Origin of the sequence: Pseudomonas sp. UMAB-08, from assembly GCF_900095225.1 — a bacterium.
Lineage (GTDB): Bacteria > Pseudomonadota > Gammaproteobacteria > Pseudomonadales > Pseudomonadaceae > Aquipseudomonas.
The window spans coordinates 35,139-44,980 of the sequence record NZ_LT607425.1; the positions used below are offsets into that span (position 1 = coordinate 35,139).

Genomic DNA, 9,842 nt, shown 5'->3' on the forward strand with positions numbered 1-9,842 from the left:
GGTCAATGGCCAAGTGGCAATGTGAGGTGGGGGATGAAAAAGCCCTGCACGGCTTAACGTTCGGTCGAACGGATCGCTACTTTTGCGTATGAAGATAATGCTGTATCGCATCCACTTCAGCCTTGGTGGGTGCTGTGCCGTTGTCCGCTGTAAAGCTGGCGGTTTTCCAGTGAGGCATCGGTGCTTTTAAGGGCTTGCCATGGTCGTCAATGCCGCTCAGCACAGCCCGCTCAAATACCTTTGATTTCCATTCGCTCGCGTCGCCAGCCAGCTTGGGTGCTGATCCGCCTGCGCCCTTGGGACCGTGGCAGGCGCTACAGTTATCTTGAAAAAGCGCGGCTCCATCGGGAGGCGCAGCCATTGCAAATGAGCACAAAGACATCATCGCTGTAATTGCAAAAAATGCGTGTTTCATTTTGGGCGCCTTGGCTGTCGAACTGCAGGTTAGTCATGCAGATCAATAGCTACCGCTGTCGTTCAGGCTCATGACTCACTGAAGCGTAGCAGAGAGCTCCGGTGGCAGTAGCCCTGATATCAATACGGTCCATCCAGCGCTGATCAGCCGCTCAGAGCACAACGCATGGCATGAATCGCAATGACTCATTCGCCTCAATCGAAGATGGACCTTTTCCTTACGTTCTCTGCGCTGGCCCTTCAGGGGTTGGCAGAGTGATGCCTGTGGCTACGCGTATTGGTTGATGAAAAAATCGGACGGCGGCACTCCAGGGTCCGCAGCGAGCGTCATGCCTCTGAGGACTCATCGGAATGAGCGACACAATGCATGCCTTCGATTGGGCCTCGAGGGCGGGCCAAGGGAGTTCTTCAAAGGAGTAGATGGAATTTAGCGAGGCTGGCGTGAACGCGTCGTGAAAAACATGTCGCAGGAGTGGGGAAAAAGAGCGGGGCTGGACAAGTAGCTCAACACCCCAAGCCCGACTTCAGAAACTCCACTCTTGCCCGTTGCCTCAAGCCTGTGTCGGCAGCTAGTCCGCGTTGAAAGTGCAGTGCCTGCACCATTTGTCGGGCGCTGTATTTACGACCAGGCAAACCTGGCACAGCAACTAGACTCAGCCTGAAGAGCAGTAGATCGCTGGCAGATGATGACCGAGAGTACTGCCATGTTTAGGTGACGGTGATCATGGCGTTCTTGAGCCAGGCTTTCAAGGTAGTGCGGCCCCCATGGCGCCGGACTATTTCCCTGAGGTTACGGAGCCTGTTTATTGCCTGCATGGGCGCTGTTGCCACATCCCTTCTATCGTGAACATAGGAGTACAGCAATGACAACGTCAGTCCGCTTCTTCCTCTCGATCATCCTTGCGACCGTATCGCTGGCATCGGCGACTCTGCTGAATAGCGCAAGCGCTGCCACTGCTGAGGACTTGGACAAAAGCTCCCGCCAGGCCCTGCAAACACTCTACAAAACTCATCCATCTGCTGAGACCATTTCGCGCAGTGCCAAGGCTGTGCTCGTATTCCCCAATATTGTCAAAGCGGGCCTTGTGTTTGGTGGCAGCTATGGCGAAGGCGAATTGTTGAGAGGCTCGAAAGTGGAGGGCTATTACAACTCCGTGACTGGATCATGGGGGCTACAAGCAGGCGCGCAGTCATACGGCTATGTGATGTTCTTGATGACCGAAAAAGCGGTGAACTATGTGCGCGAAACCAAGGGGTGGGAAATTGGCGTAGGGCCAACCGTCGTCCTGGTTGATGAGGGGCTCGCAAAGAACCTGTCGAGCTCGACGCTGAAGGACGATGCTTATGCATTTGTGTTCGATCAGCAAGGGTTGATGGCTGGCGTCAGTATTGAAGGAACCAAGATCTCTCTCATCAAACGCTAATCTGGCTATGACACTGAGGGGTATTCATTGTGACAACTGTCCATGGGTTAACGCCTTCAAGAGTTGTCCTTGTCATGTTGTTGACTTTCTCTCCTGTGGTCCTGCAGGCCGCCAACGAAGTGCCGATTGATATGTCGGCGGTACAGTTGGAGCCGAAGGAGCAAAACGGCATCACCTATCTGTCAGGTGGCATTGGCCAGGACGAGTCGCAGGCCATCCAGCAGGCCAAGGGTTATAACCTGCATATCACCTTCTCCATAGGGCCGGGCAATGAGTACCTCAGTGGTGTTGACGTTGTGATTCAGACTGCTAAAGGCCGCTCCCTACTGTCGTTGAGTCAAGCGGGTCCCATTGTTTACGTTAAATTGCCAGCAGATAAGTACCTCATCATCGCCAGCCAGAATGGCCATGAGAAACGAAGTACAGTCGTACTGGAAGGTTCGTCGACCGGTACGGTGAATCTTCACTGGAGTGATCAGCCCTGAGTTTTCTGATGGGTAAAAGACGTAAAGATTAAGCTGCATGATAATGATGATGACGGGCCGAAAAGCCTGCATGAGGGTGGGCTAAAAAATCATTTTAGGGTGTGCTGGATGACAGGGATTTGTGGACGCCACAGAGCGCTAGCGTCTAGTCGCGATACCCCAGACACAAGAAAGCCCGCACTAGGCGGGCTTCTTGAGGTGGTTTATAGACTGCTGTAGACGTCTGTAAACCGGTACTTGGTGGCTACACAGTCATTTGAACTGGATCTTTAAGCGCCTGTATTTAAAGGGTTTTTATCGGTGCGTGTTTTGTAGGGATACACCAGGGGATACACGGCGCTCGCTGCTGGGCCATTTTGACCCGCTTTAGCTCTCTGATCGAAACCCCCTCAAAATGAGGATGGATCAGATTTGAGCTATCGGATGAGCGGCCCGATTTGGCCTATTGAGATACCGTCAGAATTTGCGCGGCTGCCTTATGCCCCAACTCTGGGGAATGGGCCTCTGGCTGAGTAAGGTTTTCGCTATCGAGTTCTTGAGGCGTTACCGGGGCCACTCGGTCAGCCAGCATCAAAGCCAGAACCAGGGCGACAAAACCCAGTATCACGGGGAATGATCCGCGCCAGAACACGATGCGTTGGCGGCGCTGGTGTGCGTTCATTTGTGCCGCCCCCTCTCAGTTCCGACTAGATTATTTTTTTCGCCTGGTTGTGCCGCTTCAATGTAGCGTCAGCCGCCGATGTTCGCCAGCCCATGAAAAGTTGCGGGGGATATTCCGTAATTAGCCTGGCCTCCCGTTTTGGTATGGCGGGTGCTGCGACACTGGGCGGTCTTGTGTGGCGATCTGGGGTTGTCCGATTTCAAATCTGAGAACTACCCGGATCTTGGGTAGTTTGTCCGCGACACAATCCGCGCACAACGAAAACGTGTCGCTGGCTAGATGCCGGAAAGTTTGCCGGTATCTACAGCCGCATTTCCCTGATGATCTGTCGCGGCTCCGAACCCTGCGAGAGTGCGCGCCTGGCGTCCTTGGTTAGCTGGTCGAGTGCCTGGCTCTCGAATGCCTCGGCCATGGCTGCGGCCTTCCTCACGATCAGCAATGCCAGCTCGGGCGGAAACATCACCTTGTCGGCGGGCAGGTAGTCGCAGTCGATAACGGACATGGGATGGCCCTCGGTGGGTGCGGTCATGCTCAACAGGCGCTGAACGGGTGTTCGATTATCTGATAACTGCCGCGATCCCGGTAGTTTGCTGGCGCCTCGACTCGCCATATTTGGCTTGTCCTATCGCCTGTTCCGGCCTGCGTTACAGGGTGGTGGCGTTACAGGGTGGGCATTTCACCCACCCCTATGGATGAACGATTCGTTCACCCCCTATGGCATAGCGATTCGCTACCCCGTTGAAATGACGGGGCAGGTTTGGCGAGTCGGGAAGGGTCAGATCTCAAATCGAACCCTTGCCCAGATCTCAAATCCAGCCAAGTCAGGTTTAAAGTCCAGCCTGGCGCTGGCGCCTGGTCTATGGTTACAGCTCACCACTTGAGGATTGGAAACAATGTTCAGACTGAACAAAGGTGCGAACGCCACCCATAGTGGGCGACTGCTTTACTGGACCAACATCTGGACGCTAAGCGGGGACTTCTTGGCTTGTAATGAATGCCAGTCCACCCAGACAGTTCGACAGGCCGAAACTCCTTTTACGCATCGCCCAGGATGTTCTGGCGCCAAAAATAGCGCTAATCCATGGGAAGAGTTGAGGGACATATTGGACAGCTTGCCACTCAGCCCCGCTAGAGCGCCTGCTTGATATTCAGCAGCTCCGTGGATGCCAGTCTGGATAACACCGTGTCGATTCCTACACGGCGTGTCGATTTCAACACACCGCCAACCATAACAATTGATAACAGCCGAAAGCGCAGCTACCCATCAAAACTTAACATTCTGTTGGTGCGAAAACCTGACAAAACCTGACATTGGAACGACTGGCGAGGGTCATTCATGGGGTGTTTCCGCAACGGGGTCATTCGACCTCGCTTGAGTGTGTTTCGACCTCATTCATGGGGTTATTTCACAACACGTCGTTCGACCTCGATTTGGCGTGTTTTTGCTTCATTCATGGGGTTCGGTTTTCGCAGAACTGGTTTCATTCATGGGGTTGGTTTTCACAACGCTCATTCAACGTCGTTTTCGCGTCATTCCGCCTCGTTCATGGGGTTAATTCCACAACACGTTGTTCGACCAGTGAAAAGCACTGCGATACCGTGGAAACCTCAGTGGAAACCAGCGCTTTATGGGCCGCGCAAAGGGGCGGCTTTCGGTGGCAACCAGCGTGGCAACCTCACGCTTGGCAACCGCCCGAACTGGTAACCATTGGTGGTAACCGAACTGGTAACCACCGCACAGGTTCGCGCCAGCCTCGCGTAAGAGGGTGCGAACCAAAGGTGCGAACCTCGCTGCGAACTTGCTGCCGGTACGCACTCGGCAATGCGTACCGTAGGTGCGTACCAGTCTGCGTACCAATGCCGAACAATTCTGTCTCAGGGACAGTTTCGCGCACTCCAGGATGCGTGAAATGTGTGCGTGAAGTGCTGCGTGAAACAGCACGTTTTGCTGTTACACCTTCTGTTACAGCCTGCCTAATTGGTCGCTTTCCTGGCCTGCTCGTAGGTCTTTCCGTTGCCGAATCCTGCGGCCTTGGCGGCGATGTCTCGGGTTTGGCCTTGTGGTAATTCAGGAAAATTTTCCTTAGTTTCGGCGGATGGACGTCCAGCCCTTCCCTCAAGCTCATGCTTGACGGCCTCGCCTATCGAGGCTGGTTGCGAGCGTCAATTCTTCCTTGACGAGCCCACCGAGAATTTTTGACGGGTCGCACTCATTGTCGACCCGATAAGTAAGCGCCAGCCCTTATAGATCAAGGCGTCCATTCTGATGCTTGCGCGTGGTCGTCTCGCGATCCGTCTAACCCTGTCAAAAATTCCGTCAAGACTGGTCATGGATTTAGGCATTCTTGACTGGGTGCTGGCGCTGGTATCCGGCTCGCAATGCCCTAAAACCGTGGATACCAGACTGGATACCGGGCGCTCTGATCGGCGCTAGCGACTTAACAAAACTTAACCTTTTTTCAGCGTGGAAACCCAACAAAACCTGACATTGGTTTCGGGCGAAAACCTGCCATTCGGCACTTGACTCGGCTCATTCATGGGGTTGTTTTCATAAATGGGGATTTGATGCTTTTGTGACCTGAAAAATGGTAAAAAACTACGGGTTAGTGAGGCGCGTGGGCGAGGGCCGATTTCCGGCAAAACGTCGGCTGAGCTTTCAACCCGCCCCCTCCCAACCTCAACGCTACTTACCTAGGATGCGCAGGCCGGACAACTCTCCAGTCGCTCACCCGATCAGGTTGAGCATGATGGCTTCGCTTTCCTCCATGTCGTTGCGGTCACTTGATACCAGGTAGCGGAACACGGCAAGCGCCTCGGTCTTGTCCCGTGGCCGTATCTCTGCCAACAGACCGAACACAAACCAATCACGCGCCGTTGCCTCTTGTGGCCCGTCGCTGGCGTATCGGTCTGCTGCGTTGCGCAGCCAGTAGAGTTGACACCAATAATCCAGTTCATACAGGCAGTCGGCCAGCGTGTTCGGCATTAGGTCGGGGTGGGCGTTGAAGCGGGCGGCGGCTTCCTTCTTGTCGAGAAATATTTCCCCCTTGGTAGTCTTCATTCCGCGCAGGGCCTCGATACAGAAAACCTCTGCGTCGGTGTCATTCATCAGGGCGCTACCAAAGCGGGCGATTCCCTCCATCCGTTCCCGGTGCTGCTTGATGGCCCGACTTGCCAATGACTCCAGGTCAGCAAATCCAAACGATCCGAAGGTGGCGAACACGTTGCCATTGCAGTTGGCGAGCAGGTGGTCGCTGTAGCGCTTCTCCAGATCTTTGAGCGGCGTCTTGATCTTCTTCGACGCTTCCATGGCCCGCTCGATCAATGCGGCCTGGCCGGTGTTGATGATCGAGCGCAGCCACAACACGGCGTCCACTTCCTTGTCGCCCGTCACCCGCTGCTGTGGTGGCAGCTCTGGCACGCTGGGGAGCGTTTCAGCGCTGGCCTTGATCGGCGGCAAGGTGAATAGGGCGCGGTGGGCCTCGTTGTCACGGAATGCCCCCGAACGACTAATAATGGTCTTCACCGTCCCCAGTGGTAGGCCGGTTGCCTCGGCTACTTCGCGCAGTGAGTGACGGCGGCGCAGATCCAGCACTTGGCGGCGCTGGTCTTCTGAAACCCGCTGTTTCATTTTCAGGGATGAATCCCCCAGTTTCATATCTGGCGTGGTCATGGCTTACACCATCCTCAGCTTTGGCGGCAACTTCGGGCCGAACACTTCACCAGGTGCGAACGGATCGGGCAGCAGATGCTCGGGGCATTCCTTGATGAAGTTTGCCATGGCCGCGTGGCAGGCGTTGAACAGTGGGGCGTCGCTCCAGTCTTGCCCTCGACGTTCAGCGCTGTCCTCTAGCACATGGATAAACACTAGGTTTTCCAGGCTGCTGATGCCCTCCTGCCTGGCCTGCTCACGCTCCACGGTATTGACGTTCAGTAGGTCGCAGATCCGGTCGAACCCCAGCGTATCGGCCAGCCCTTCGCGGTCGAACATCAGCGAGCGGCCAAGCTCAGCCAGTACATTGCGCGCCCCACTGCGCTCAGCCTCCCGGTGTTCCTGCGCTCGCTGCTCCAGGTCTGCAATGGCTTGCCGGGTGAATGGCATAAACGCTTTCAATTTGCCCGCTTCACGGCGCATGGCGCTGCGCTCGCTGCGGATTGAGTCGAGTTGATGAGCAATGGCCCGACAGGTGCGCCGGACAGTGATGAGCTGCGTGCTGGCACTGGCGTTCGGCTTGCTGGCGATCTTGCACAGGGCAAGGATGAGGCTCGGCTTCATTGGTGCGACTCCATAGGTGTGCGGTCATAAGTGGCGCGCAGGTCAGCGCCAGCAGGTGCAATGACGCATTTGCAACAGCCATTAAAAGGGGCAAGTCATAAGGTGGCTGATGTACTGGTCACGGGTATAGCGCCACTCAGGCGTTGCATTGGCGGCGCTCATGTATGGCGACGTAACCATTAGGCGTAACCATTAGACGTAACCATCTAGGTGCGCTCATGCTCAGGCCACTCCACGACGAACTCTGGTGGCTCATTGTTCTCGGCAAACATGGTCACAACGAACGGAGTGGCGGCCTTCAACAGGTCGAGTCGGCTATAACAAAGGTCGGGGATGGCGCCAGACGCAAGCAAGGCGTCCTCCACGTTCGCCATCATCACGACAAGCAAGTCGGACACTAGGTTGGGTTCAAAGTGGCGTGGCGGCACTACCAGACGCTTAGGGGTGGGTTTCATGCTGCCCGGCTGGTGCGATTTGTTTTCGGTGTTGGTGTTGGTGTTGGTGTTGGTGTTGGTGTTGTTGTTGGTCATGATTCGGTTCTCAGTATGGTTATTTGTCGAGGGGACAGAGGGGACAGAGGGGACAACCGCTAACGGCGCGGGTTGTAGCTGTCCCCTTAGTGTTTTTAAGTGAGGGGACAGAGGGGACAAAACCGCCCGTGCGTCCTATATGTCCCCTCTGTCCCCTTGGTGTTTTTGGGGGTGGGGACAGCTACAGGCCGCGTATTTACTGGCTGTCCCCTCTGTCCCCTCTGTCCCCAGCAGAAAAAGCAAAGTGCGTTTAGATTTCTGGCTCCAGCTTTGCTGGGTCGATGAAGTACAGCTTTGGTCTGGTGCCGTCTGGCAGTCGCTTGGTTGCCTGCGCTCGGCCTGCTTCCCGCTTGGCAATGGCCCCGACTGAATCCAGCGCCAGCACCACGCGGCTCAGGTCGTAACCCTTGGCGGCTTCCTCCAGACCGGGGCGGTTGAACAGGAACAGACGCCCACTTGGCGAGCCTTCCCAGTAGCCCGCTCGATCCCTAGCTTCACCGTGCGGATCGTCAGCACCTGAAAAGCGGGTGTCTCCATGCTTGGCGAGGAAGTCGGCAATGCTCTTGAGAATCTGGCGATCCTCGCTTGGGCCTTCACCGCGACCAGCACGCCACACGCCGAACAGCTCCAGCATGGCAACTTGTACGGTTCCCGCTGGAATGCTCAGAATCCCGAACTTTATAGCCAGTTCGCCCGCCAATGAGACCAGGGCAAAGCGTTCTGCGGCTCGGCCTTCCTGGCCGTTGGTGCTGGGGAACTTGGCGCCAATGGAAGCTAACCACTCAGGCAGCTTGCCCACGTCACCAGACGCCAACAGTTGGCGGACGAACTCAGGCCCAGCGTGGCCGTAGTCCGTCACGCTGGCGCGCTGGATAGCGTCGGAAAACTCCCGGCCCCCGGCCATTCCGTGCAAGTTGTCCCAGGCTCCAAAGGCACGGCGCGCTGGAATATCTAACAGTCGGATTTCCTGACCGGCGCGGCTGCGTTTGCCTCCTTCGGACATCAGCGCGGACAATCCCAGCTCGCCCGATGAAAACAGCATGACGCGCCAGCGCTTGGTAGCCCTTGCGGCGCCGTTGCGGCTCGCTCTGGCCTTGCCGGTGCCGTTTGCCATGGCGTAGACCACAGCGCCAATCTCGCGTGGGTCTGCCTCCCCTATTTCATCCAATGCCAGTAACGTGTCATTGCGCTGACTAGCGATCCCTTCCAGGCCGTTACCAGTGGCGCGCCATGTGCGCTTGAAGTTTTCACCGTGCCCCCATACCGAAGCACCGGCCAGAATGGCGGAACTCTTGCCGGTACTGGAGTCGCCGACGATGTGAAACCCGCCACCTTGGCGCTGGACATGAAACAACAGCGCCCCGGCCAGTGAGGCGCAGACGCTCAGCACCAGCAGCGGGTTTCCCTCACAGAGTGCGCCAATGTTCGACCGCCATCCGGCCAAGGTGCCGCCATGCCGATAGTCGTCACCGTTGGCGGCCTCGCTCTGAAATATGGCGTCACCCGTACCGATGTTCTGCCGGGGCATGATGAACAGATCTGGCGTGTGCCAGCCGGTAGACGTGGCAGCGATAACCCGGCGTTTAGGGTGCTGACTGGCGATGTACTGGCAAATCTGGTTCCGGCGCTTGTAATCAACCTCAAGGCCCATGCCCAACAGTACGGCCAAGATTGAATCAGGTCGTCCGGCTAGCAGTTCATTGGGCATGGCCCAGGTAAGCCAGCGATTGTCGGAGTTGCGAAAGCGCAGCAGACGCCCATAGTCACTGTCTTGACCTTCGCTGCGAGTGATAGCGTCCACATGCAAAGGCCCGCAAAGCCATTCGTTGAACGGTAAGTCATCGCCGGTTTCATGGTCTTTCTTGTTGCCGTGATGCCAAACGCCAGCGCGCAGCTTGGAGCCATCCAGGGTGATGGTGTGGTCGTAGACGCGATGCTCTGGTCGGTTGATTGGCGCAGCTTCGGCCTCGGGAATTATCGGTGTTACGTTTGAGGCACTCATCGGCAAAGCTCCCGCCATTGGCGTAAGTCGTTAAAGTCCGAACATGAGGCGGG

General features: G+C 56.3%; 9 protein-coding genes. 2 read left to right on the plus strand and 7 right to left on the minus strand.

The genetic code is table 11. The annotated features are described in order from the left end of the window. Window positions 1–76: 76 nt before the first annotated feature. Entirely contained in the window at window positions 77–415 is a 339-nt protein-coding gene (locus K0F75_RS18700; RefSeq protein WP_219063452.1) for a cytochrome c, read from the minus strand. Between the two features lie 862 nt (window positions 416–1,277). Between K0F75_RS18700 and K0F75_RS18705 the strand changes: the two genes are divergently transcribed. After that, window positions 1,278–1,838, plus strand: a complete 561-nt coding sequence (locus tag K0F75_RS18705) for a YSC84-related protein (RefSeq protein WP_219063453.1) — start codon at window positions 1,278–1,280, stop codon at window positions 1,836–1,838. A gap of 74 nt (window positions 1,839–1,912) precedes the next feature. Then, window positions 1,913–2,323, plus strand: a complete 411-nt coding sequence (locus K0F75_RS18710) for a carboxypeptidase regulatory-like domain-containing protein (RefSeq protein ID WP_219063454.1) — start codon at window positions 1,913–1,915, stop codon at window positions 2,321–2,323. Between the two features lie 442 nt (window positions 2,324–2,765). Here K0F75_RS18710 and K0F75_RS18715 read toward each other — a convergent pair whose 3' ends face one another. The 6 genes from K0F75_RS18715 to K0F75_RS18740 all read right to left on the minus strand — a co-directional run bounded on the left by K0F75_RS18715 (window position 2,766) and on the right by K0F75_RS18740 (window position 9,789). Continuing rightward, a complete protein-coding gene (locus tag K0F75_RS18715; RefSeq protein ID WP_219063455.1) occupies window positions 2,766–2,984 on the minus strand; it encodes a hypothetical protein in 219 nt (72 codons plus the stop codon). 301 nt (window positions 2,985–3,285) lie between these two features. Further along, entirely contained in the window at window positions 3,286–3,486 is a 201-nt protein-coding gene (locus tag K0F75_RS18720) for a hypothetical protein (protein ID WP_219063456.1), read from the minus strand. Between the two features lie 2,223 nt (window positions 3,487–5,709). Then, a complete protein-coding gene (locus K0F75_RS18725; protein WP_257604435.1) occupies window positions 5,710–6,654 on the minus strand; it encodes a hypothetical protein in 945 nt (314 codons plus the stop codon). A gap of 3 nt (window positions 6,655–6,657) precedes the next feature. Further along, entirely contained in the window at window positions 6,658–7,257 is a 600-nt protein-coding gene (locus tag K0F75_RS18730) for a hypothetical protein (protein ID WP_219063457.1), read from the minus strand. Window positions 7,258–7,463: 206 nt separating this feature from the next. Beyond that, window positions 7,464–7,787 (minus strand): hypothetical protein, encoded by a 324-nt coding sequence (locus K0F75_RS18735; protein ID WP_219063458.1) that lies wholly within the window; start codon window positions 7,785–7,787, stop codon window positions 7,464–7,466. A gap of 250 nt (window positions 7,788–8,037) precedes the next feature. Next, complete coding sequence (locus K0F75_RS18740; protein ID WP_219063459.1) at window positions 8,038–9,789, minus strand: DUF927 domain-containing protein; 1,752 nt, start codon at window positions 9,787–9,789, stop codon at window positions 8,038–8,040. Window positions 9,790–9,842: the final 53 nt, after the last annotated feature.